The organism is Mesorhizobium album (assembly GCF_033977205.1).
Lineage (GTDB): Bacteria > Pseudomonadota > Alphaproteobacteria > Rhizobiales > Rhizobiaceae > Mesorhizobium > Mesorhizobium album.
In genome coordinates this window covers 38,801-62,262 of sequence record NZ_JAVIIW010000021.1, presented here as the reverse complement: position 1 = coordinate 62,262, position 23,462 = coordinate 38,801, and the positions used below count along the sequence as shown (strand labels likewise).

The window sequence follows — 23,462 nt, the reverse complement described above, 5'->3', positions numbered from 1 at the left end:
CCCCGGGGAACAAATTCCCTCACCCGCGCGTCATCCTTGCTCCTCGAAACCATTCATGCGAAGAGCCCGCAATGGAAACAGGGACGAGCCGACAATGAGCAAGGGCGACAGGGCCAAGCGCAAGAATGGGCTCACCTATGCCGAGGCGGGCGTCGATATCGATGCCGGCAATCTCATGGTCGAGAAGATCAAGCCGCTGGTGCGCGCGACGCGCCGGCCGGGTGCCGATAGCGAGATCGGCGGTTTCGGCGGCCTGTTCGACCTCAAGGCCGCCGGCTTCACCGACCCGGTGCTGGTCGCGGCCAATGATGGCGTCGGCACAAAGCTCAAGATCGCCATCGATTCCGGCAAGCACGACACGATCGGTGTCGATCTCGTCGCGATGTGCGTCAACGACATCGTCGTGCAGGGCGCGGAGCCTTTGTTCTTCCTCGACTATTTCGCCACCGGCAAGCTCGACCCCGAGCAGGGCGCGGCAATCGTCGGCGGCATCGCGCACGGCTGCCGGCAGGCTGGCTGCGCCCTGATCGGCGGCGAGACCGCCGAGATGCCCGGCATGTATCACGACAAGGACTACGACCTTGCCGGCTTCGCCGTGGGCGCGGCCGAACGGGGTCAGCTGCTTCCCACAGACGACATCGTCGAGGGCGACGTGCTGCTCGGCCTCGCCTCCTCCGGCCTCCACTCCAACGGCTTTTCGCTGGTGCGTCGCATCGTTGCCGCGAGTGGGCTTGGCTGGGGCGATCCGGCGCCTTTCAACGAGGAGCTCAGCCTCGCCGAGGCGCTGCTGGAACCGACCCGCATCTATGTGAAGTCGATCCTGAAGGCGATCCGCAACACACATGGCATCAAGGCGCTCGCCCATATCACCGGCGGCGGTTTTCCGGAAAACATCCCGCGCGTGCTGCCCAAGGATTTTTCGGCCGAGCTCGACCTGGAAGCGATCGACGTGCCGCCGGTATTTTCGTGGCTGGCCAAGACTGGCGGCGTCGCGCCGGAAGAGATGATGCGCACCTTCAATTGCGGCATCGGCATGATCCTCGCGGTCGCCTCCGGCCAGGCGGCGCAGGTGGCAGCGGTGCTGCAGGAAGCGGGCGAGACGGTGACGCCGATCGGACGCATCGTGCCGCGCCGCGACGCCGGCGTGATCTATCGGGGCTCGATCGGCCTATGAGCAGGAAGCGCACGGTCGTCCTGATCTCGGGGCGCGGCTCCAACATGACGGCGCTGATCGCGGCCGCCGCGGACCCGACCTATCCGGCCGAGATCGTCGGCGTCATCTCCGACCGGGCGAACGCGGCCGGCCTCGGCATCGCGCAGTCGCGCGGCATCGCCACCAAGGTGATCCAGCGCGCCGACTATGCAAGCAAGGACGCGCATGACGATGCGATCGACGCCGCGCTCACGGGCTTTGGCGCCGAAATCGTGGCGCTTGCCGGCTATATGCGCATCCTCGGCCGCGGCCTCGTAGAGAAATGGCAGGGGCGCATGGTCAACATCCACCCTGCCCTGCTGCCGGCCTTCAAGGGGCTGGACACGCATGCCAGGGCCATCCGCGCCGGCGTGCGCATCCATGGCTGCTCGGTGCATTTCGTCACGCCAGAGATGGACGACGGCCCGGTGATCGCCCAGGCTGCCGTGCCGGTGATGGTCGGCGACAATGAGGACACACTGGCCGCGCGCGTGCTGAAGGTGGAGCACCGGATCTACCCGCTGGCGCTGGGGCTGGTCGCGGAGGGCAAGGCGCGCATGGAAAAGGGCCACACCGTCTTTGCCCATTTCGCCGATGACGCCGAAAACGCCACCTCGGTGGTGATGGCGCCGGACCCGCTGCGCGAGGAAACCGACCTCGAACAGCTGGCGCGGATCACGCCGTAGGGCCTTGGCCGGGAATTGCAGCATGGCGCTTACCCCTGAACTGCCGAGCCAACCCCTGGGTCAAACCGAAACAGACCGGCTGCGTAAGGCTTGGATAGACGGGTTAGGCAGCGGCCCGTTCGCTCCTTTCAACATCGACGAGATCAAGCGGAAGGCCCGCGCCCGACTGGACAGCAATCGTGGTCCTGAACAACGCCGATGAGACAACTGCTTATCTTGCGGCACGCCAAGTCGAGCCGTGACGATCCCAAGCTTGACGATTTCGACCGGCCGCTCGCCCCGCGCGGGCTGAAGACGGCGCCGCTGATCGGGCGCGAGCTTTCGCGGCGCGGCTGGCTGCCGGAGCTCGCGCTGGTCTCGCCGGCGCTGCGCACCCGCGACACTTGGCGGCTGGTTGCCGAGGAACTGCCGAAGCATGTGCACGCGGAATTCGCGGAGGAACTCTACGAGGCGGCGCCCGCCGCCATCCTGGCGCGCGTGCGACAGGCCAAAGCATCCAGCCTGATCGTGATCGGCCACAATCCCGGCCTGCAGAATTTTGTGCTCAGGCTCGCCGGCGCCGGATCGGATGCCGGTGTGTTCGGAAAAATCGAAGCGAAGTTTCCGACGGCGGCGCTTGCCCGTTTCACGGTGGATGAGGATTGGGCGAGCCTCGAATTTGGCGGTGCTCGGCTGACGCATTGCGTGAGGCCGAAGGATTTGGGTTAGACGTCGAAGCTGCTAATCTCCCCCCTTGTGGGGGAGATGCCTGGCAAGGCAGAGGGGGGCGCTGTCCCGCCGACGTTCCGATGTTTGCCCCTCAGCCCATCAGGCGAAATTGCTCGGGCAGCGTTCCTTCGCGCCACCCTCTGTCCTGCCGGACATCTCCCCCACAAGGGGGGAGATCGGCAGCTTCATCGCTCCGCAAAATCACGAGACGAAATATCAATTTCCCCAGATGCCCTGGCCCGGGTCCGGCCAGGCCTGCGACAGTGCGGCTCCGGTCGTCATCGAGGTGTCGACATTGGCCGGCTTGGCGGTCTCGTGCTTGCGCACCGAAGCGGTGAGCCCGCGGTCGACGCCGGCGGTCGGCTGGTTGGCATTATCGGCGCCGTAATGGTCGCTGCCGGCGAAGGCAGAGCCCATGGCGAGAAGCATGGCGGCAGCGGTGAGAGCGATCCTGGTCATTTCAGAAGTTCCTGTCGTTGAGTGTGGATGGGAGTTTTCGAGTCACTTGCCCCAGAGGCCGTCGTCGTTGTGCCGGGCGATGATGTCGGCCGCGGTCTGGCTGGTTGCGGCCGCCACCGAAGCCTGATGATGCGCCATATCCCGCACGCGGATCGAGCTGGTCATCATGCGGTCGGTGCCGGCGGTCGGCTGATTGGCGCCGTCGGCGCCATAATGGTCGCTGCCGGCAGAGGCGCCGCCCATGGCAGCGACGAGCATGGCGGCCGCGACGAATGCGATCCTGGTCATCTCAGCGTTCCTTGTCCTGTCGTTTCATCGGCGGCGCCTTGGGAGGATGGCCCCGCTGCCGACAAGACCCGGAACGGCCCGGATTTATTCCCGGGGAAATTTCTTCTTCGCCGATCGCTTCGCAGCCGCAGCCGCGGCCCCGCTTGGAAAGCTCATCTCGGACAATGGGTTAGAAGGAGCCGCCGCCCGACTGATTCGAGCCCGCCGATAGCCGGCTCCGTAAAATCAGAGCGGCGGGACAAGCCCGCCGCTTTGAGGTCTATCGATGATCGGACCGTTCAGCGGTTGCCGAACAGGTCGCGGTCGGCGCCCTGGGTGACCGGCTTCTGGACATTCGCACCCGACTTCTTGATCGAAGCAGTGTAGGAGGTGTCGACCGAAGCGGCCGGCTGGTTGGCGTTGGCCGAGCCATAATTGTCGGAGCCGGCGAAAGCGGCACCGGTGGCAACGAGAAGGGCGGCGGCGGTAAGAGCGATCTTGGTCATTTCAGCTGCTCCAGATTTGAAGATTGATGGTTAGGTTGGTTCGGTTCGGGACGAGGCCGGCTTAGCGGCCCCAGATGCCCTGGCCGGATTCCGGCTGGACCGATTCCGGCGTCAGCTGGAACGCGCGATGCGCGACGCGGTGTTCGACCGGCCTGCGAATCGAAGCCGTGAAGCTGCGGTCGATGTTGTCGGCAGACTGATCCACCGCCGACTGGTTGGCGGTCGGCTGGTTGACATTGTTCGAACCGTAATGGTCGCTGCCGGCAAAGGCACTGCCCGTGGCAACGAGAAGGGCCGCGGCGGTAAGAGCAATCTTGGTCATTTTAGGTACTCCGGATTTTCAAAAGCGTGTCCGTCAAGTGGCGTGCCGTAATGGAAATTCGCGTCGCTCGGACAACCCCGAAATGGGTCCGCTCCATTGCCATTTCCAATCACGAAAAAGTGCAAATCGAACCCATTGGTTCGATCTTTAAATCACGCGAACCGCGCGGCTTCCACATTATCATTGTTTAATATCAATGACTTACCGAAACAGCGTGCAGCTTGGCACCATAGTTCGACGAACCAGCGTTCACCTGGATTGCACGAACCGTCAACATAATTTGAACCGAACCGTTCGGTTCTATCCGAGGCGCCGACTGAACCGCCCCTGAACGGCCCCGTTCGCGCCGGCCTTAGCCGGCGTTTGCCTTGCCGGCGGATCGATATTATCGATTGCCTTCAACTGTCCGTTCGAGCGGCAGGCCGCGCTCGCGAAAAGCCGGCGCCACCCGGACGGAGGCATTCCTGGATCGCAACGCACGATGCGGCTCTTGCTTGTCGAAGACAATCGCGAACTGGCCGATTGGCTGAGCAAGACGCTGCGCCAGGCGAGCTATGTCGTCGATGTCGTCCATGACGGCGAGGACGTCGAGCATGCGCTGGCCGCCGGCGACCATGCGCTGATCATTCTCGACCTCGCTTTGCCGCGGATGGGGGGCATGGAGGTGCTGAAGCGGCTGAGGGCGCGCGGCAACCCGGTGCCGGTGATCGTGCTCACCGCCAATGCCAGCCTGGACGGCCGGGTCAAGGGCCTCAACGAAGGCGCGGATGACTATCTCGCAAAACCCTTCCAGATCGAGGAGCTGGAAGCGCGCATCCGCGTGCAATTGCGCCGCGCCAACGACCGGACGGCGCCCGTCATCTCCTGCGGCGACCTCGTTTTCGACACCAACACCAGGCTGTTCTCGCTTGCCGGCGAGACGTTGTCGTTGACGCCGCGCGAACATGCGGTGCTGGAGCAGCTGGTGGTCAAGGCCGGGCGCACGGTGAGCAAGGCAGCGCTTTCGGCGGCGATCTACGATTTCGAGACCGACGCCGATCCCAGCGCCATAGAGATCTACGTGCACCGCCTGCGCAAGAAGCTGGAAGGATCGCGCGTCCAGATCGCTACCTTGCGCGGCCTCGGCTATCTGCTGCGCCATGAGGATTAGTCGCGATGCGGATTAGTAGCCTCCGCCTGCAATTGCTGGCTTGGGTCGTGCTGCCGCTGGCCGGCCTCGCCACGGTCAACCTGTGGACCAGCCATGGTAATGCGCTTGCTACCGCCGATCTTGTTACCGACCGCATGCTGGTCGGATCGGCCCGAGCGATCGCCGAGCAGGTGGCTATGGACGACGGCGTGCTCTATGCCACCATTCCGCCGGCGGCGCTCGAGATGTTCGACACCGGCGACCGCGACCGTGTCTATTACCGCGTCGAAACCGCCGGCGGGCGGCTGCTGACCGGTTATCCCGACCTGCCAAAGGCCACTCAACGCGACAGCATCGAGGCTTCCTACCGTGATCACCGGCTCCGCCTCCTGACCCTCAGCCAGGCCGTGATCGGCGCCGGCGCGGATTCACCGATCAAGGTCACCGTGGGCGTCACGCTTGCCGGGCATGACGCGATGGTGAAACGTCTGTGGCTCGGCGCCTTCGCACAGCAGCTGGCGCTGGTGGCGATCGCGGGCCTGTTCGTGCTGCTTGGCCTGCGCCGCGGCCTTGCGCCGCTGATAAGGCTGCGCGATGCGGTGCGTTCGCCCAGCCGCAGCGAGCTCGACCCGGTCGAGGTTCCCGGCGCGCAAAGCGAGATCAGGCCGCTGATCGATGCGCTCAACGCCTATATGGCGCGCGTGCGGGCGCAGATGGCGGCGCAGCGCCGCTTCATCGCCAATGCTGCGCACCAGTTGCGCACGCCATTGGCGCTCTTGTCGACGCAGGCAAGCTATGCGCTGCGCGAGACTGCCGCCGATCAGCGCCAGGAGGCGCTGGTGGCGCTGCAGGCGAGCTCCGGCCGGCTGGCGCGGCTTGCCGAACAGCTGCTCACGCTCTCGCGCGCCGAGCCCGGCAGCCGCCGGCCGCGCGCCGACCGCATAGACCTCACCGAAGCCGCCCGCCAGGTGCTGGAAGCGCACGCGTCGAGGGCAATCGAACGCGACATCGATCTTGGGCTGGAGGAAACCGGGCCGGTCCCCGTGATCGGCGACGGCACGATGCTGCGCGAGATGATCGTCAATCTCGTCGACAACGCGCTGCGCTACTCCAAGCCCGGCGGCAGCGTCACTGTGAAGCTCGCCGCCGTCGGCAGCGAGGCGCAGCTCACGGTTACCGACGAAGGACCCGGCATTCCGCCGGAGGAGCGAGAGCATGTCTTCGAGCGCTTCTACCGCATTCCCGGTTCGAGCGAGGAAGGCAGCGGGCTGGGCTTGGCAATCGTGCACGAAGTGGTCGAAAATGCCGGCGGCAGCGTCGCGCTTGGCGACGCCGCCGCCGGCGGGCTTAAGGTGGAGGTGCGGCTGCCGCTAAATGGCAGTTAAGGATTGACCCACCGCGTTAGCGCTCTCACTGCGTCTCGTGCAGCGGCTGCGGCCGCCATTTCGCCAGCCGGTTCTCGACCAGCGTCATCAGATATTCGGCGCCCAGCGCCACGACCATGACGATGACGATCGCCGCATACATGCCGGCCGCGTCGAACGAGCCCTTGGCGATGTTGATCAAGAGGCCGATGCCGAAGCGCGAGCCGACGAACTCGCCGACGATGGCGCCGATGATGGCGAACCCGAAGCTGACATGCAGGCTGGCGAAGATCCAGCTCATCGCCGACGGCACGATGACCTGGCGCGTCAACTGCCAGTCGGACGCGCCGAGGATGCGGGCGTTGGCGATCATCGCGCGGTCGGCCTCGCGCACGCCCTGGAAGGCGTTGTGGAAGACGACGAAGAACACCATGACGAAGGCCAGCGCCACCTTGGAGGCAAGGCCAAGGCCGAGGATCATGATGAAGATCGGCGCCAGCACCACGCGCGGGATCGAATTGATCAACTTGATGTAGATGGAGAAGATGTCGGCGGCCATGCGATTGCGGCCGAGCGCGACGCCGATGATGATGCCGGCCACCGAACCGGTGACGAAGCCCAGCACCGATTCCTCCATGGTGACATAGAGGTGATACCAGAGCGGACCTTCCGAGGTCCCTTCGGTCGCCCACTCGTAGAGCCGCCCCGCGATCGTGCTCGGCATGGCGTAGAAGAAGGGGTCGATCCAGGCCATGCGCCCGGCGAGCTCCCATGAGCCGAGGAAGACGACGAGGATGGCAAGCCGCCAGAAGAGGACGGTGCGGCGGCGATTCACGGCCGCCTTGGCGGCGGCGGCCTCGATCTCTGCATCCGAAGTTCCCGGCCGGAAGTTTGCCGCGGAAATGTTTATGGTCGCGTCGGTCATTTCAGCCTCCTTCACGCCGCCGCGCGGGCATAGCTGGTCTCGACCTCTTCCTTGAGATCGGCCCAGATGGTGCGCGAATAATCGACGAAGCTCTGCTCGTAGCGGATGTCGGCGACGACGCGCGGGCGCGGCAGGTCGATCGTATAGACGGATTTCACCGTCGCCGGCCCGGCGGTGAGCACATAGACCTTGTCGGCCAGCGCGATCGCTTCCTCGAGGTCGTGGGTGACGAAGACCACCGACGCCTTCGCCTCGGACCACAGCCGCAGCAGTTCCTCATGCATCAGCACGCGGGTCTGCACGTCGAGCGCCGAGAACGGCTCGTCCATCAGCAGGATCTCGGGACCGTTGATGAAGGTCTGCGCCAACGCCACGCGCTTGCGCATGCCGCCCGAAAGCTGGTGCGGATAGTGCTGCTCGAAGCGCGCCAGGCCGACACGCGCCAGCCAGTCGCGCGCCGAAGCCTGGGCCTCGGCCTTCGGCTTGCCGCGAAACAGCGGTCCGGCCATGACGTTCTCGATCACCGTGCGCCACGGGAAAAGCGCGTCGGTCTGGAAGACGAAGCCGATGCGCGGGTCGATGCCCTTGACTGGCGCGCCCATGACGCGGACCTCGCCGGCGCTCGGGCTGGCGAGGCCGGTAACGAGGTTGAGCGTCGTCGACTTGCCGCAGCCGGTCGGGCCGACGACGGCGACGAACTCGCCGCGCTCGACCGTCATGGTGAAATCGCGGATCGCGGTCAGGGATTTGCCGGTGGGGGAAAGGAAACGGCGGCTGACATTGATCAGCTCGATCGCCGGAGCGGTCTTTTCAACAGCCATAGTTGAGCAAACTCCAATAGCGGGCGACCGCCGTACGGGGATCGCCGGACGTGGACCAAGATAGGGCGGCGGCGCGAGTTCGGAACCTCGCGCCGCTTAGTCCGCTACTTCACGTTCTTCACGAATTCCGTGGTGTAGGTCTTGGAAAGGTCGATCTGCTTGCCCTGCAGTTCTTTCTTGAAGGCCGAAAGCACGGCCAGCACCGTTTCCGGTCCACCCTGCGGCATCACGCCATCGGGGGTGAACATCGCCTTGCCGGCGTCGAGCGCCTTTACATAGCCTTCCTTGTCGCCGACATAGTAGTCCTTCGGCATCTTCTCGGCGATCTCGGCACCGCTGTGGGTGCTGATGAACTTCAGCGTCTTGACGAAGGCGTTGGTGAGCTTCTGAACCGTTTCCTTATGAGAGTCGACCCACTCGGTCTGCATGTAGAGGGATGCGGCCGGATAGGTACCGCCAAGTGCCGCCTTCGTGCCTTCCACGGTGCGCATGTCGACGAGCACCTTGGCCTCGCCGGTCTTGAGCAGCCGGGTGATCGTCGGCTCGGTCGTCATGCCGGCCTGGATCTTGTCCTGCTGCATGGCGGCGATGAAGGTGTTGCCGGCACCGACCGGCACGGAGGTGAATTCGCCGAGCTTCAGTCCGTTCTTTACCGCAAGATACTCGGTCAGGAAGTTGGTCGAGGAACCGAGACCGGTGACGCCGAGGCTCATGCCCTTGAAGTCGGCGGGCGACTTGATCTCGGGATGCTTCGCCGAGACCAGTTCGACCTCGCCCGGCGCCTGGCTGAACTGCACGACGGATTCGACGAACTTGCCCTTGGCCTGCAGGTCGATGCTGTGGTCGTAGAAGCCGACCACGCCCTGCACGGCGCCTGCCAGCATCTCGTTCTCGGCATCGACGCCGGCCGGCTCGTTGAGCAGTTCGACGTCGAGGCCCTCATCCTTGAAATAGCCGAGCGCCTCTGCGAGCTTCGCAGGCAGGTAGATCTGTTTTTCGTAGCCGCCTACCATGATCGAAATCTTGTCGGCGGCCGACGCAGTCGTTGCGCCTGCGGCAACCATGGCAAGCGTCAGCACCGCGGAACGCAGGGCGCATTTAGAGATGAAACCGGTCACGTAACTTCCTCCACCTGGGCGACGCGCCTCCAGGCTGCGCCGCATTTCCTCCTTGCCGGCCGCTCCCGGACCGGTCACGCGGCGAACGCCGCAAAACTGTCATGGCACGACCAAGCTTTCAGCTGGCTTTCAGTCGTTTTAGCGGCCGTTGAAATGAAATTCGACCGGATTTGCCTGCCACGGGGCGCCAAAACCAAGCACATCTTGCATGTCATATTCACCGGGCGAGCGTCCGGCGACCCAGAGCGCCGCCGCGATGGCGGGGGGAGATCGGCAGTTCCACCGGCAGCGCTTTCACACCGCCTTGCGCAGCCACACCTTGTTGTCGTGAAGCGCGGCGCCTCCATAGGGCGCAGGCGCGTCGGCGCCGGTCAGCACGTTGATGCCCTCGCCGCGCTCATGCGCGCTGTTCGGCCAGATGCCTTCGGCGACCACCACGCCGCGCTTCACGCCGTCGAAGAGCTTGGCGTGCAGGATGAGGTCGCCGCGCTGGTTGCCGACCTCGACGCGGCCGCCATCCTCGACGCCGAGCGCCGCCGCATCCTCGGGATGCAGCAGCAGCTCCGGACGGCCTTCCTTGGCCTTCGACACCGGCGTTTCGGAGAAGGTCGAATTGAGGAAGTTGCGCGCCGGCGAGGTTGTCAGCCGGAACGGATGCTCTTCATCCGCCACCTCGATCAGGTCGACATGGTCGGGAAATTCCGGCAGCCGCTCGACCGGCCCGAACAGGCCCATGCTTTTCGGCGGCCGGTTGGGCGCCGACTGTCCGGTCCAGTTGGCGCGGAAGTGGAACTTCTTGTCCGCGTGGCCGAAGCCGCTGATGAAATGCGCGTCGTCGAAATCCGGCTGAAGGTCGACCCACTTCTGTTCCTTCAGGCTGTCGAAACTGCCGAGCCCGCGCTTGCCGAGGATAATGTCGATATGCTCCTTCTCGGTCAGGCCGAAGCCCGGCCGGTCGGCGACGCCGAGCCGCTTCGCCAGTTCCTCGATGACGTAATGGTTGGTGCGCGGCCCTTCCGGCGGCTCGATCAGCTTCGGGCCGAGCGTGATGTGCTGGTTGCCGCCGCCCTTGTAGATGTCGTCATGCTCCAGAAACATCGTCGCCGGCAGCACGACATCGGCGAGCTTCGCCGTATCGGTCATGAACTGCTCGTGCACGCAGGTGAACAGGTCCTCGCGCAGGAAGCCTTGCTTCACCAGCCGCTGCTCCGGCGCGACATTGGCGGGGTTGGTGTTCTGGATCAGCATCGCCGTCACCGGCGGGCCGCCATAGAGCGCGTCCGGCGCTCCGGTCAGCACCGGGCCGATGCGCGAATGGTCGAGATAACGGATGTTGGGGTCGCGCATCGCGGTGCCTTCCAGCACATCCTGGTTCAGCTTGAAGATGCCCGAATTGGAGTGGAAGGCGCCGCCGCCCTCATATTGCCAGGCGCCGGTGACGGCTGCGATGCAAGCAGCGGCGTGCATGTTGACCGATCCGTTGCGCTGGCGGGCAAAACCGTAGCCGAGGCGGAAGTAGGTCTTCTTCGTCGTGCCGACGAGATGCGCGAAAGCCTCGATCTCCGCGACGCTCAATCCCGTGATGGCGGCGGCCCATTCCGGCGTGCGCGTCCTGAGGTGTTGTTCCAGTCCGTGCGGGTCGTCGGTGTATTTTTCAAGATAGGCGCGGTCCGCCATGCCGTCGCGGAACAGCACATGCATGACCGCGCAGGCGAGCGCGCCGTCGGTGCCGGGCCTCAAGACCAGGCCGAGATCGGCCTGCTTCATGGTGGCGTTCTCATAGATGTCGATGACGACGATCTTGGCGCCGCGTTCCTTCCGCGCCCTGGTCGCATGGGTCATGACATTGACCTGGGTGACCACGGCATTGGTGCCCCAGATCACCACGCAGTCGGACTTCGCCATCTCGCGCGGATCGGGACCGCGCAAGGCTCCCGCCCCCATCATCCAGCCCGTCCAGGCGAGATTGGTGCAGATCGAGCCGAAGAAGCCGGAATATTTCTTGGCGTGCCGCAGCCGCTCGATGCCGTCGCGCTGCACCAGCCCCATGGTGCCGGCATAGAAATAGGGCCAGACCGTCTCGGAACCGTATTTCTCCTCGGCCGCGATGAATTTTTCCGCCACGAGATCGAGCGCCGCTTCCCAGCTCGCTTCCTTCCAGGCGCCCTCGCCCTTAGCGCCTGAGCGCACCAGCGGTTTCAGCAGCCGGTCAGGGTGATGGACGCGGTCCGCATAGCGGGCGACCTTGGCGCAGACGACGCCCGCCGTATAGCTGTTCGCATTGGCGCCGTGGACGCGGCCGATGCGGTTATTATCGAGCAGCTCGACCTCGAGCGCGCAGGTGGACGGGCAATCATGCGGACAGGCCGAATGGCCGATCCTGAGCTTGGCGTGCTGGTTCATGCGGGCGTGTGTAGCGGGTTTTGAGGACGGCGTGTAGGGCCAGATGGGGCTCCCCCTTCTCCCCTTGTGGGAGAAGGTGGCCGAGCGAAGCTCGGTCGGATGAGGGGTGTTGGAAGGATCACTGCGATGAAGAAAATTGGCGCTTGAAGCATCCCATTCTTCAGCCCCTCGTTTCTTCCAACACCCCTCATCCGTCTCGGCGCTGCGCGCCGATCCACCTTCTCCCACAAAGGGGAGAAAGGGGAGTTCCCCTACTCCGCAATCCCCTCCTCATACTCCGCCGACATTGTCAGCCACTTGTCCTCGTTGAGCGCCAGGGTCTGCGCAAGCTGCGAGCGCTCCTTGGCCAGCCGCGTCGCGGTCGAGGGGTCCTTCTCGTAGACGGCCGGGTTGGCGAGTTCGTCCTCGATCAGGTCGATGCGCTTGCGGATGCGATCCATCAGCGCCTCGGTGGCGCGGATTTCCTTGGCGAGCGGCTCGAGCGCGGCACGCCTCGCAGCCGCCTCGCGGCGACGGTCGGCCTTGGACGTCTTGTCCGCCTCCTTCTGCTCGCGGCGGTTGGACGAAACGCCGGTGACCAGGGTTTTGTAATCCTCCAGATCGCCGTCATAGGGATTGACCGCGCCGTCCTTGACCAGCCACAGCCGGTCAGCCGTCGCTTCAAGCAAATGCCGGTCGTGCGAGATCAGGATCACGGCGCCCGGAAAGTCGTTGAGCGCATGGATCAGCGATTCACGGCTGTCGATGTCGAGGTGGTTGGTCGGCTCGTCGAGGATGAAGAGGTTCGGCCCCTCGAAGGCCGATAGCCCCATCAAGAGCCGCGCCTTCTCGCCGCCGGAAAGATCCTTGGCGGCGGTGTTCATCTTCTCGGTCGACAGGCCGAACTGGGCGACGCGGGCGCGCACCTTGGCTTCCGGCGCGTCCGGCATCAGCCGGCGCACATGCTCGTAGGCGCTTTCCTCGGGGCGCAAATCGTCGAGCTGGTGCTGGGCGAAGATCGCGACTTTCAGACCAGGCGCGATTGTCATGGTGCCGGTCTCGGCCTTGAGGCGGCCGGCGAGCAATTTGGCGAAAGTCGACTTGCCGTTGCCGTTGGCGCCGAGCAGCGCGATGCGGTCGTCGGCGTCGATGCGCAACGTCATCTTCTTCAGCACCGGATTGTTCTCGGCATAGCCGACATTGACGCCGTTGAGCGCCACGATCGGCGAAGCCACGGTCTTCACCGGTTCCGGGAAGGAGAACGGCCGCACCGTGTCGTTCGCCACCGCGGCAATCGGCTTCAGCTTCTCCAGCGCCTTGAGCCGCGACTGCGCTTGCCTGGCCTTGGAGGCCTTGGCGCGGAAGCGCTCGACGAAGGATTCCATGTGCTTGCGCTGCGCTTCCTGCTTGACCCGGCTCTTCTCCTGCAATTCGCGCTGCTCGGTCAGCTGGCGCTCGAACTGATCGTAGCCGCCGCGCCAGAAGGTCAGCTTCTTCTGGTCGAGATGGACGATCGAGTTGACGGCGCGGTTGAGCAGGTCGCGGTCGTGCGAGATCAAAAGCACCGTGTGCGGATATTTGGAAACGTAATTCTCCAGCCAGAGCGTGCCTTCGAGGTCGAGATAGTTGGTCGGCTCGTCGAGCAGCAAAAGGTCGGGCTCGGAGAAAAGCACGGCGGCCAGCGCCACGCGCATGCGCCAGCCGCCGGAGAAGGACGAGGCGGGACGTTTTTGCGCGGCGTCGTCAAAGCCGAGGCCGGCGAGGATGGTGGCGGCGCGGGATTCGGCGGAGTGCGCGTCGATGTCGGCGAGCCGCGTGTGGATCTCGGCGATGCGGTGCGGATCGGTCGCGGTCTTTTCCTCTTCGAGCAGCGCGGTGCGCTCGACATCGGCCTTGAGCACGATCTCGATCAGCGGCTCCTCGGTGCCCGGCGCTTCCTGCGCCACCTGGCCGATGCGCGTATTCTTCGGCAGGCTGATCGAGCCGGTCTCGGAAGGAAAGTCGCCGGTGATCGCCTTGAACAGCGTCGTCTTGCCGGTGCCGTTGCGGCCGACGAGGCCGGCCTTGGTGCCGGCCGGCAGGGTCAGCGAGGCATGGTCGAGAAGCAGGCGCCCCGCCATGCGCAGCGAGAGGTCGTTGATGATAAGCATGGGCCGCGCTTTTGCACGGGACATTGGCGCTTCGCAAGAGCCAGGCCCCGGATGAGGCTCGCCGCGCGCGACCACGGACCACTCAGCAAAAGCCTGACGGACCGGAACCAGTTGCCGGCCCGAGCGTTCTGGAGCCCGTGATCCGCTATTTCGCCCTCGCCTTCATCTTCTTCCAGGTCGCCACGACCGCCGCGCTGGCGACGCAGGTGGTGTTGTTTGAGGGCGATACCGCTGCAGCGCTCGCTCCCGCCGAATCCGTGAGCGGGGCGCAGGCACAGCCAATGTCCCCCCTTGTGGGGGAGATGGCCGGCAGGCCAGAGGGGGGCGCGACGGAACACCTGCTGATCCAAATCAGTAGCGGAAGATAGCCTCAGGCGTCGCCTATGAATGGCTGAGAGGCCGGCGGGACAGCGCCCCCTCTGCCCTACCGGGCATCTCCCCCACACAAGGGGATTGCGCGCTCGTCCGCTTTCGCCAATCACCACCTACTCACACTTTGCTTGCCACGTCACCGATTTGACGTTGATGGCGGCCATCTTCTCAACCTATGCTGGCGCGAGCGGCTGGGGCCTATTCACGCAAAGGACAAATCCGATGACGTGTAAGACCATCCTTCTTTCGGCCGCCGCGCTGGCAATTGCGGTTGCCGTCATGCCCACGGCCCGTGCTGCGCCGTTGGACTGCGCCGCGGCGAAGACGCAAGCCGATCTCGCCACCTGCACAGCCAAGGACGCAGCCTCGGCCGACACGGTGCTCAACGCCGTCTACAAGGCGCTGTCGGGACGCCTCGCGGCCGCGGACCTCGAGCGCCTTCGTGACGCGCAGCGCGCCTGGATCTCGTTCCGCGACAAGGAATGCGCCTTCCGCACCAAGCCTTATGCCGACGGCTCGGTGTATTCGAGCCTTGTCGAGACCTGCAAGGCGGAGGTGACCAAGGCGCGCCTCGCTCAGTTGCAGCACCAGTTGCAATGTCCGGAAGGCGATCTCTCCTGCGTGCCGCAAACCGGCGGCGCCAAGCCTGTGGCGGCGGCCCCGGGCACCAAGCCCAAGCCTGCCACGGCTGGCGCCGCGCCTGCGGCATCCACCCCTGCTAGCCAGAACGACACGAGGCCGTGCGTACAATCGGCCGGCAAGGCGAAGTCGGATCAATATGTCTCGCAATGCATCCAGGTGTCGACGGCGACACACCCGCCCTGCAACGGGCAGAACGCGTGCAGCATGATGATCGAGGAGATCAGAAGAGGCTGCGCCATGATCGGCAACGACAATCCGCCGGCTTTCTGTTCCGCCTACAAGGACTGAGCATCGGGCTCACTGCCCCTGCCCGCTCGCCGCAAGGGATGACAATTTCCCTTGCGGAGGATCACATCAGCGAAGCAAGACGACCGGAAGTCGCACTTCGGGTTTTATTGGCGCGACGGATGCTGATACCACCAAGAAAGGCGCCGAAATCTTTTGGCCCAACCATGATGCTTACCGAAAATTGACTTCAGTTTTTGTCGTGACCCTGCGAATTTAGCAATGCGCTGTGAGTCGCGCGTAGGCGCCAATAACGATCAACAATAACAACAACAACTTGGCTTGTTTAGGAGCTCTCGATGGATGGGGCGGCAAACGATCTGCGCATGCTGAAATATGTCGCGGAGATCACGCGCAGGCTGGCGAGGATGCTTTCGCGCACGCGCTATCAGATGCTTGTCTATTTTCTGGAGATGACCGCCGTCGAGGCGGACAGCCTCGCAGCCGAGCAGGATCACCGCGCGGAGGCCGGCAAGCCACCTCGCAACTGACGGCGGCCCGAGCGGGTCAGCACTCGCTGTCGGCAGGTCGTAAATGATGGAGGTTGGCTGAGACGACTATCGCGTCATCTTGGGGCGGAGCAAGGAGCGAAGCGACGCGGCGCAGACCCCAGGATGACGACGCTGGGGGCTACGAGCCAATCTCGAACGTCCACCCCCAGAAAAACCGCTGCGCAGATTTCCTGGAATTGCCGTGGGCACGGCGCGCTTTTTCATCCGCCGATGATGCCATCCAGGATGGCGAGACACTTCAGCCGTCGCGTCTCGACGACGAGCCGATTGTCACGCTCGACGATGGCGCGCTCGAAGCTATCGAGCGCGGCGAGCGCGGCGAGCGCAGATCGGCGGCCGGCCTGCTCAGCGAGAACAGGACGCGCCACGCCTTGACCCCCTCGCCCCGCGTCGGGCGGAAGACTGGATAGCCACCCTGCGACGCAGCGCTTCGAGGGCAGCCAAATGGTCGGCCGACGGCGTTGCGTCGTCCGTTGCAGGCAGCATGAGCGCCGGCGTTAGGCCCTGGGCTTGCGCTTGCCCTTGCCGGAGTCCGCGGCCGGCTTGCGGCCGAGGCCGGAAGACTTGGCGAGCGCCGAGCGGGTGGCCGAATAGCTCGGCGCCACCATCGGATAGTCTGCCGGCAGGCCCCATTTGGCCCGGTATTCGTCCGGCGTCAGGCCATGGTCGGTCGACAGGTGCCGCTTCAGCGACTTGAACTTCTTGCCGTCCTCGAGGCAGACGATGTGATCGGGGAACACCGAACGCTTCGGATTGACGGCCGGCGTCAGCGGCGCGCTCTCCTTGACGGCGGCGCCGCCGGCGAGCTTGCGCACCGATGCGCTGACGCTGGCGATCAGATCAGGCAGGCCGGAAGCGGGAAGCGGATTGTTGCCGACGTAGGCCGAAACAATGTCGGCGGTCAGCTCGATTGCAGTCTTGTCGTCGATGTTGGACAATTTTTTCACCTTCTGCTGGCTCTCAAGTGACCAGCTGTTTTTAAGACTTTGGTCTAGGTATCATGTTGGACCTGTCCCCCAACGGACCGTCCAGAGTCAGTAAACGCACGAGACTCAATACCAGATGCACATTTTCACTGCGGCTGCGACCGTGCAAGTTAGGAATTCTAATACCTACAACAAACAGTTTAGAGCGCCGGAAATCTACGCGGGCGTGTAAATGACGCTAAAGCACTTCAATTTTTGCGAGTATTTCCAGCAAAAAACGAAATTAATGACGAAAGCCGACACTGGCGAGCCGCCTCGGCGCTCCAATGGCCGATCATGACCGATTCGTTACGGCGAGTCGCTTATTTCGCGGCGCCGCGCCGCAGCTCTGCCGCCCCGCTGTCGGCCAGGATCTCCAGCACGCGTTTCCAGCGCGCGCAGCGGCCGAAATCCTTCTGCTCGATGGCCTTCTCGGCCTTCATGGCGGCATAGAGCGGCGCCTCGGCGCCGAATTCCTTCACCAGCCAGTGCGCCTCCTGCCGGGCGCGGCGTTCGTCCTCGTCAAGCATGCTTCCTGGCATGGTGCTCAGGCCTCCGAACGTTCGATGCCGACGGCAATGCAGCTGCCGATGACGATGACGGCGCCGGCAATGGCCGTCCTCGACAAGCTTTCGCCCGACAGCGCCAATAGAAGCGTGGACGCGATCGGCGTCATATAGGCGACGACGGCCAGCCTGCCACCCTGGTCGAGGCTCAAGGCCCGCGACCAGAAGTAATAGCCGAGCCCCATCGGCCCGGCGCCGAGATAGACGCCGAGCAGAAGGTCGACACCACTGAGGTCGAGCGCTTGGTCATGCAGGCACCAAACGAAGGTCAGCACGACGCCGATCAGCGCCGAAGGCAGCAAAAGGCGGTCGGGCGGCACGGTAAGGCGGCCGACGGCGAGCGAGTAGAAGGCCATGCACAGCGCGGAGCCGAAGGCGGCAAAATAGCCGACGAGGCTGCCTTCGAACCAGACATGGGCGCGCCCGCCGGTAATCACCAGCGCCACGCCGACGAAGCCGAGTGCGGCGGTGAAGCCCAGCAGCAGCGGCCGCCGCGGGCGACCGAGCGCGATGACCGCGGCGGCGACCATCAGCGGCCAGGTGTAGGCGACGAGATTGGCCTCGATGACCGGCATCGAGGCGAAGGCGATATATTGCAGCACCATGGTGCCGACCAGGCCGATGAAGCCGACGGCGAAGGCGGCGAGAGCCGACCTCCCCTTCTCCCCTTGTGGGCGCGACATTTCCTTCTCCCCTTGTGGGAGAAGGTGGATCGGCGCGCAGCGCCGAGACGGATGAGGGGTGCTGGAAGAAACTCCAGCGTCGGCGATCCGTCCAGCACCCCTCATCCGACCTCGCTTCGCGAGGCCACCTTCTCCCACAAGGGGAGAAGGAGAGGCGCCAACCAGCCTGATCAGCGCAAAGACCAGCGCGGCGCCTGAGAACTGCAGGAACTGCACATGCGATACCGGATGGTTGGCGAGAAGCGTCTTGCCGACCAGGGCGTTGGTCGCCCAGAGCGCCACCGCACCGATGGCGAAGGCCAGCGCCGCCATCGAGGCGGCGCCGGACCGGGATTGGCGGTTTCCGATCATGACCGGAGCCAGGCTCAGCGACGCCGAAGGCGGCTGGCGCCCGGCTGGATCATCAGCCACTACCACGACTCCCTGGCTCCGCCCGAGACCGGCTCCACGGCCGGCTTCGGCATGGGATGCTCCTGCGCATGGCGGCGATAGGCCGGCAGTTGGTTGGTCCAGACGTCGTCGGCTAGCTCGTTGACCCATTCGCGGTCGTGGTCGTTGTCGGCGGCGAGATAGAACATGCGGTTGTCGTCGACATAGGGCTTCGCCACCGAGCGCTGGTTGAGCACGAGGGTGACGCGCGAGCCGAGCTGGATCGGCGCGGTGCGGTGGAGCACGCCGAGGAACTGGCCAAGCGTAGCGTAATACATCTTGTGGTCGATGCGCATGATCTTGTTGCGCGGCAGGTCGCGGCCAGATTCGAGGATGGCGCGACCGGTCTCGGAATCGTCGCAATAGATTTCAAGATGGCCGCCGATCAGAGGATCGCTGATCGACAGCGGAACGAGCTCCGTCACCGGAACGCCGTCGCAATGCCATTCGACCGCGCCGTCCCTGGGATTCATGAAGGTGACGGTCGAGCCGACGATCGACAGCGGATAGGGTTCGAGCTTGGTGCCCATCATGTCGGACAGCCGTTCCAGGCGCAGCTTGTCGTTGAGCAGTTCCTTGATCTCCGGAATGTAGCGGTCGGCGCCGGTGATGAAGGTGAGATCGAGATGCTTGTGCACGGCGTGGCTGGCCTTGAGCTTGAGCGCCGCCTCCTCGATCGCGGCAAGCAGCTCGAGGTCGTAGCCATGCAGATACTGGGCGACGCCGAAGCTCGACACTTTCCACGCCGTATCATGGCCGATGATGGCTTCGCGGCTCATCGCATAGCGCAGTTCGGGGATGGTATGGGCGTTCATTCTACTTCTCCAAGGGTGGGGGCAACACTTGGTGAACAGTCGATTAAGCCGCCCGCCTCTGTAAATTTAGGAATGCTGGTGCTACTTTAAGCCCAGCTAAAGGTCGAACCCGTGCGTCTGCTCAGTCAGGTCAACTTAAACTCGCTGAAAATCGTGGAGAGCGCCGCCAGGCACAGGAACTTCACGCGCGCCGGCGAGGAGCAGTTCATCACCGCCTCGGCCGTCAGCCAACGGGTGAAGAGCCTCGAGGATCAGCTGCGCTTCAAGATCTTCCAGCGCGGCGGCAATGCCGTGTCGCTGACGCCGGAGGGCGAGACCTATGTGGCGCGAGTGCGCGAGGCGCTGGAGCGGATCGTGGCGGCCAGCATGGAGGCGACCGGCCAGTCGCAGGCGCATGTGCTGAGAATCTGCGTTTTGCCGACCTTCGCGGCGCGCTGGCTGTTTCCGCGGCTTTCAGCCTTCCAGCGGCAATATCCCGACATCGAGATGCGGGTGTCGACCTCCTATGCCACGCATGAATTCTCGACCTCCGAGTACGACCTCGAGATCCGCTATGGCGACGGCAATTTCCCCGGCCTCAAATCCGAGCTCCTGTTCAAGGAGGACCTGACGCCGGTGTGCAGCCGCAAGCTGTTCCACGAGGTGCTGGGCGACATGCCGCTGTCCAGGGTGACGCCGGAAGATCTCAGGTATTTCACCTTGCTCCACTCCGACACATGCACCCAGAACTGGCAATCGTGGCTGAGCTTTGCCGGCGCGAGCTTCGTGCTCGGCGAGACCAAGAGCATCTATTTCGATTCCTGCATGATGTCCTACGAGGCGGCCAATGCCGGTATGGGCTTTGCCGTCGCCAACCGCGCCTACATGGCGAGCGACATCCGCGCCGAGCGGCTGGTGGCACCCTTCGCCGTCCATCACCCCAACACCGCCGGCTGGTATTTCGTCAGCCCTATCAAGGCGCTCGGCGCGCGCAAGGTGGAGCTGTTCAAGCAGTGGATCATGGCCGAGGCGGCGCTGACTCAGCGCCAGCTGGACATCGAGATCGCCGGCCTGCCGGTGCGGCGGGCGGCGATGGTGTGAGACGACAATCCACGCTTTACATAGCCGGCTAGCGCGATCGCACCATGACGCGGCCGAGAGACTCAGCTATCTTTAACTGCGCGGCGGGCCTGATTTTCCCGCTTGGCCGGCGCTTTCCCAGCTTCCTCCCAAGCAGCGCCGGCCTTCTTCTATGGTGATGACGGCTTCCAGTCATCTCACTCACCCGAATTCCAAACTGACATCGCCAATCACTGCTTCGGCGGCGTGCTAGGCTGGTAGCCGCCGGTGGTCGATTTCGGCACCGGATTCTTGTCGACCTGCGGGTTCTGATCGACGGGCGCCTTGGTGGGCTGCACGCTGTTGTCGCAGGCGGCGAGCGCGAGCACTGCCGCAAGGGCCAGCAGCATAGGAAGCTTCTTCATGACGACCTCCTCTCGTTCGCCCCTACATGAAGGCAAACGACGCGGTGGCGGTTTGGTTGCCTGGCCGGCGGAACCAACCGCCACGTGCCCGGTTGAACCGATGAGGAGGTGGCCATGATCCGTTTGCTGCTTGTCGGCCTGTTCGCCTACACGGCCTACCGCGTCACCAGGAGGATCATCGACGAGGTGTCCGGGACTGTGGCGCCGGCGGATGAACGGCGGACGCTGCGGCGCCAGTCGGCAGCGATGGGGGTCGAGCCGAAGCGCTGACGCCCTTTCCTCGCCCCCACGGACGTGGGGCGAGGTGGCTCGGGCGAAGCCCGAGACGGAGCGGGGGAAGGCGCCGGCCTTGAATGGTACAAGAGAACCCGCCGACGTCGCAGGCCCTCTCCGACCGCTTCGCGGCCACCTGTCCCCGCTTTGCGGGGGCGAGGAAAGGCGTAGCGAAGCGGCGTAGCGAAGCATTGCGAACAAAGCGGAAACGATGCTTGATGGGCGATGAACATCGCTGCCCGTGATTCGTCCTTCGAAGCTCCCGCCTATCTTGCCCGGCTCAACGACGCGCAGCGGCTGGCGGTGGTGCATGGCGACGGCAAGGTGGCCACACCCCTGCTGGTGATCGCGGGCGCCGGATCCGGTAAGACAAACACGCTGGCGCATCGGGTGGCGCATCTCATCGTCAAGGGCGCCGATCCGCGCCGCATCCTGCTCATGACCTTCTCGCGCCGCGCCGCGTCGGAAATGGCCAAGCGCGTCGAGCGCATCGCAGGCGAGGTGCTGGGGCGCGATGCCGCAATCATCGCCGACGCGCTCGCCTGGGCCGGCACTTTTCATGGCATCGGCGCTAGGCTGTTGCGCGACTATGCCGAGCAGGTAGGCCTCGATCCCGCCTTCACCATCCATGACCGCGAGGATTCCGCCGACCTGATGAACCTTGCCCGCCACGAGCTCGGTTTCTCCAAGACCGAAAGCCGCTTTCCCACCAAAAGCACCTGCCTGCAGATCTATTCGCGCGCCGTCAACGCGCAGGCGCCGCTGGGCGAAGTGCTGGGCTCGGCCTTTCCCTGGTGCGCGACGTGGGCGGATCAGCTGAAGGAGCTGTTTTCGGCCTATGTCGAAGCCAAGCAGGCGCAGAACGTGCTCGATTACGACGACCTTTTGCTCTACTGGGCGCAGATGGCGGCCGAACCGGAGATCGCCGCGCATCTTTCCAGCCGCTTCGACCATGTGCTGGTCGACGAATACCAGGACACCAACCGGCTGCAGGCATCGATCCTCTTGGCGCTGAAGCCGGATGGCGCCGGGCTCACCGTGGTGGGCGACGACGCGCAGTCGATCTATTCCTTCCGCGCGGCGGAAGTGCGCAACATCCTCGATTTCCCAAAACAGTTCTCGGAAGGCGCCGAGATCGTCATGCTGGAGCGCAACTACCGCTCGACCGAGACGATCCTTGCCGCCGCCAACGCGGTGATCGGTGAGGCCACCGAGCGCTTCACCAAGAACCTCTGGACCGAGCGCCGATCCTCGCACAAGCCGCAGCTGGTGAGCGTGCGCGACGAGGCCGAGCAGGCCAACTATGTCTGCCAGGCGATCCTCGCCGAGCGCGAGGCGGGCACGGCGCTGAAGGCGCAGGCGGTGCTCTTCCGCGCCTCGCATCACAGCGGGCCGCTGGAGGTGGAGCTCACGCGCCGCAATATCCCGTTTGTGAAATTCGGCGGGCTGAAATTCCTCGACGCCGCCCACGTCAAGGACGTGCTGGCGATGCTGCGCTTCGCCGAGAACCCGCGCGACCGCGTCGCCGGATTCCGCGTGCTGCAGCTTATGCCGGGCATCGGTCCTTCCGCCGCCTCGCAGATCGTCGAGGCGATGGCCACCTCGCTGGACGAGACGCTGGGCCTTGCCCGCTTCCGGCCGCCGCAGCGCGCGGCTGACGATTGGCCGGTCTTCCTCGACATCTACAGCGGGCTGCGCGCCGGCCCCAGATGGCCGGCCGACCTCGAGCGGGTCAGGCTCTGGTACGAGCCGCATCTGGAGCGCATCCACGAGGACGCGATCACGCGCCGGGCCGACCTGCTGCAGCTCGAGCAGATCGCGTCCGGCTATCCCTCGCGGGAGCGCTTCCTGACCGAGCTCACGCTCGACCCGCCGGACGCCACCAGCGACCAGGCCGGGCCGCCGCATCGCGACGAGGATTATCTCATCCTGTCGACCATCCATTCAGCCAAGGGCCAGGAATGGAAGAACGTCTTCGTGCTCAACACCGTCGACGGCTGCATCCCGGCCGATCTCGGCGTCGGCACCAAGGAGGACATCGAGGAGGAGCGACGGCTGCTCTATGTGGCGATGACGCGTGCCAAGGACAGCCTGCATCTGGTCGTGCCGCAGCGTTTTTACCCGCACAACCAGCCGGCGCGCGGCGACCGCCATGTCTATGCCTCGCGCACCCGCTTCATCCCCGCCTCGATGCTTGGCGCTTTCGAGCAGACGTCCTGGGCAAGTGCCGCTCTCAAGGACGACCCGCGCCAAAGGCCCGGCGTCAAGGTCGATCTTGGCGCCCGCATGCGCGGCATGTGGAAATAGCGCGCCTAAAGCGCGTCGTGTCCGAACGCCAAACCAACCCGCGACAGCCGGCCTGCTGCCTTCGCCATGGAACTTTTCACCCGGTAACGGATTTTCGTTAGTAAAATCTGATGCAAGGAGG

26 protein-coding genes are annotated in these 23,462 nt (G+C 64.6%); 11 read left to right on the top strand and 15 right to left on the bottom strand.

From position 1 onward, the window contains the following. The first annotated feature begins 94 nt into the window (after positions 1-94). The 3 genes from purM (at position 95) to RFN28_RS18490 (ending at position 2,586) form a co-directional block, all read left to right on the top strand. Positions 95-1,174, top strand: coding sequence for a phosphoribosylformylglycinamidine cyclo-ligase (gene purM, locus RFN28_RS18500; RefSeq protein ID WP_320288763.1), 1,080 nt, complete (start codon positions 95-97; stop codon positions 1,172-1,174). After that, on the top strand, positions 1,171-1,878 hold the full coding sequence (gene purN, locus RFN28_RS18495) for a phosphoribosylglycinamide formyltransferase (RefSeq protein ID WP_320288762.1): 708 nt from the start codon (positions 1,171-1,173) through the stop codon (positions 1,876-1,878). Before purM ends, purN begins: the two co-directional genes overlap by 4 nt. A 198-nt stretch (positions 1,879-2,076) precedes the next feature. Next, entirely contained in the window at positions 2,077-2,586 is a 510-nt protein-coding gene (locus RFN28_RS18490) for a SixA phosphatase family protein (protein WP_320288761.1), read from the top strand. A 216-nt stretch (positions 2,587-2,802) separates the two neighbouring features. Here RFN28_RS18490 and RFN28_RS18485 read toward each other — a convergent pair whose 3' ends face one another. The 4 genes from RFN28_RS18485 to RFN28_RS18470 form a co-directional block, all read right to left on the bottom strand. Continuing rightward, positions 2,803-3,045, bottom strand: a complete 243-nt coding sequence (locus RFN28_RS18485; protein ID WP_320288760.1) for a DUF680 domain-containing protein — start codon at positions 3,043-3,045, stop codon at positions 2,803-2,805. A gap of 42 nt (positions 3,046-3,087) precedes the next feature. Further along, positions 3,088-3,333 carry a DUF680 domain-containing protein gene (locus tag RFN28_RS18480; RefSeq protein WP_320288759.1) on the bottom strand — a complete coding sequence of 82 codons (246 nt, stop codon included), beginning with the start codon at positions 3,331-3,333 and terminating at the stop codon, positions 3,088-3,090. A 278-nt stretch (positions 3,334-3,611) separates the two neighbouring features. After that, positions 3,612-3,818, bottom strand: coding sequence for a DUF680 domain-containing protein (locus tag RFN28_RS18475; protein ID WP_320288758.1), 207 nt, complete (start codon positions 3,816-3,818; stop codon positions 3,612-3,614). A 61-nt stretch (positions 3,819-3,879) separates the two neighbouring features. Continuing rightward, complete coding sequence (locus RFN28_RS18470; protein WP_320288757.1) at positions 3,880-4,140, bottom strand: DUF680 domain-containing protein; 261 nt, start codon at positions 4,138-4,140, stop codon at positions 3,880-3,882. A 481-nt stretch (positions 4,141-4,621) separates the two neighbouring features. On the opposite strand from RFN28_RS18470, the gene RFN28_RS18465 reads away from it, so the two are divergent. Then, positions 4,622-5,290 carry a response regulator gene (locus RFN28_RS18465; RefSeq protein ID WP_320288756.1) on the top strand — a complete coding sequence of 223 codons (669 nt, stop codon included), beginning with the start codon at positions 4,622-4,624 and terminating at the stop codon, positions 5,288-5,290. A 5-nt stretch (positions 5,291-5,295) separates the two neighbouring features. After that, positions 5,296-6,654 carry a sensor histidine kinase gene (locus RFN28_RS18460; protein ID WP_320288755.1) on the top strand — a complete coding sequence of 453 codons (1,359 nt, stop codon included), beginning with the start codon at positions 5,296-5,298 and terminating at the stop codon, positions 6,652-6,654. Between the two features lie 25 nt (positions 6,655-6,679). On the opposite strand, the gene RFN28_RS18455 is transcribed toward RFN28_RS18460, so the two are convergent. The 5 genes from RFN28_RS18455 to RFN28_RS18435 all read right to left on the bottom strand — a co-directional run bounded on the left by RFN28_RS18455 (position 6,680) and on the right by RFN28_RS18435 (position 14,029). Continuing rightward, positions 6,680-7,558, bottom strand: coding sequence for an ABC transporter permease (locus RFN28_RS18455; RefSeq protein WP_320288754.1), 879 nt, complete (start codon positions 7,556-7,558; stop codon positions 6,680-6,682). A gap of 11 nt (positions 7,559-7,569) precedes the next feature. Further along, the gene (locus RFN28_RS18450; protein ID WP_040972200.1) at positions 7,570-8,379 is read right to left on the bottom strand and encodes an ABC transporter ATP-binding protein; all 810 of its coding nucleotides are present in this window, start codon (positions 8,377-8,379) and stop codon (positions 7,570-7,572) included. 104 nt (positions 8,380-8,483) lie between these two features. Further along, entirely contained in the window at positions 8,484-9,443 is a 960-nt protein-coding gene (locus tag RFN28_RS18445; RefSeq protein WP_320288834.1) for an ABC transporter substrate-binding protein, read from the bottom strand. Positions 9,444-9,791: 348 nt separating this feature from the next. Beyond that, the gene (locus RFN28_RS18440) at positions 9,792-11,900 is read right to left on the bottom strand and encodes a molybdopterin-containing oxidoreductase family protein (RefSeq protein WP_320288753.1); all 2,109 of its coding nucleotides are present in this window, start codon (positions 11,898-11,900) and stop codon (positions 9,792-9,794) included. Positions 11,901-12,151: 251 nt separating this feature from the next. Next, positions 12,152-14,029 (bottom strand): ABC-F family ATP-binding cassette domain-containing protein, encoded by a 1,878-nt coding sequence (locus RFN28_RS18435; RefSeq protein WP_320288752.1) that lies wholly within the window; start codon positions 14,027-14,029, stop codon positions 12,152-12,154. 137 nt (positions 14,030-14,166) lie between these two features. Here RFN28_RS18435 and RFN28_RS18430 point away from each other — a divergent pair, with 137 nt between their 5' ends. The 3 genes from RFN28_RS18430 to RFN28_RS18420 all read left to right on the top strand — a co-directional run bounded on the left by RFN28_RS18430 (position 14,167) and on the right by RFN28_RS18420 (position 15,819). Then, complete coding sequence (locus RFN28_RS18430) at positions 14,167-14,397, top strand: hypothetical protein (RefSeq protein ID WP_320288751.1); 231 nt, start codon at positions 14,167-14,169, stop codon at positions 14,395-14,397. A 226-nt stretch (positions 14,398-14,623) separates the two neighbouring features. Next, positions 14,624-15,331: a lysozyme inhibitor LprI family protein gene (locus RFN28_RS18425; RefSeq protein ID WP_320288750.1), complete on the top strand. Its 708-nt coding sequence runs from the start codon at positions 14,624-14,626 to the stop codon at positions 15,329-15,331. 296 nt (positions 15,332-15,627) lie between these two features. Then, on the top strand, positions 15,628-15,819 hold the full coding sequence (locus RFN28_RS18420; RefSeq protein ID WP_320288749.1) for a hypothetical protein: 192 nt from the start codon (positions 15,628-15,630) through the stop codon (positions 15,817-15,819). A 221-nt stretch (positions 15,820-16,040) separates the two neighbouring features. On the opposite strand, the gene RFN28_RS18415 is transcribed toward RFN28_RS18420, so the two are convergent. From RFN28_RS18415 to RFN28_RS18395, 5 genes are all read right to left on the bottom strand, one after another. Further along, positions 16,041-16,208 carry a hypothetical protein gene (locus tag RFN28_RS18415; RefSeq protein WP_320288748.1) on the bottom strand — a complete coding sequence of 56 codons (168 nt, stop codon included), beginning with the start codon at positions 16,206-16,208 and terminating at the stop codon, positions 16,041-16,043. Between the two features lie 129 nt (positions 16,209-16,337). Further along, on the bottom strand, positions 16,338-16,778 hold the full coding sequence (locus tag RFN28_RS18410; RefSeq protein WP_320288747.1) for a Ros/MucR family transcriptional regulator: 441 nt from the start codon (positions 16,776-16,778) through the stop codon (positions 16,338-16,340). Between the two features lie 350 nt (positions 16,779-17,128). Then, the gene (locus RFN28_RS18405) at positions 17,129-17,335 is read right to left on the bottom strand and encodes a hypothetical protein (protein ID WP_320288833.1); all 207 of its coding nucleotides are present in this window, start codon (positions 17,333-17,335) and stop codon (positions 17,129-17,131) included. Between the two features lie 17 nt (positions 17,336-17,352). Then, positions 17,353-18,366, bottom strand: coding sequence for a DMT family transporter (locus RFN28_RS18400; RefSeq protein WP_320288832.1), 1,014 nt, complete (start codon positions 18,364-18,366; stop codon positions 17,353-17,355). 98 nt (positions 18,367-18,464) lie between these two features. Continuing rightward, entirely contained in the window at positions 18,465-19,298 is an 834-nt protein-coding gene (locus RFN28_RS18395) for a hypothetical protein (protein WP_320288746.1), read from the bottom strand. 111 nt (positions 19,299-19,409) lie between these two features. Between RFN28_RS18395 and RFN28_RS18390 the strand changes: the two genes are divergently transcribed. After that, positions 19,410-20,378, top strand: coding sequence for a LysR substrate-binding domain-containing protein (locus RFN28_RS18390; RefSeq protein WP_320288745.1), 969 nt, complete (start codon positions 19,410-19,412; stop codon positions 20,376-20,378). A gap of 209 nt (positions 20,379-20,587) precedes the next feature. Here RFN28_RS18390 and RFN28_RS18385 read toward each other — a convergent pair whose 3' ends face one another. Continuing rightward, positions 20,588-20,761, bottom strand: coding sequence for a hypothetical protein (locus tag RFN28_RS18385; RefSeq protein ID WP_320288744.1), 174 nt, complete (start codon positions 20,759-20,761; stop codon positions 20,588-20,590). Between the two features lie 114 nt (positions 20,762-20,875). Here RFN28_RS18385 and RFN28_RS18380 point away from each other — a divergent pair, with 114 nt between their 5' ends. Further along, entirely contained in the window at positions 20,876-21,031 is a 156-nt protein-coding gene (locus RFN28_RS18380) for a hypothetical protein (protein ID WP_320288743.1), read from the top strand. A gap of 228 nt (positions 21,032-21,259) precedes the next feature. Then, positions 21,260-23,341, top strand: a complete 2,082-nt coding sequence (locus RFN28_RS18375; protein ID WP_320288742.1) for an ATP-dependent helicase — start codon at positions 21,260-21,262, stop codon at positions 23,339-23,341. Positions 23,342-23,462 lie beyond the last annotated feature (121 nt).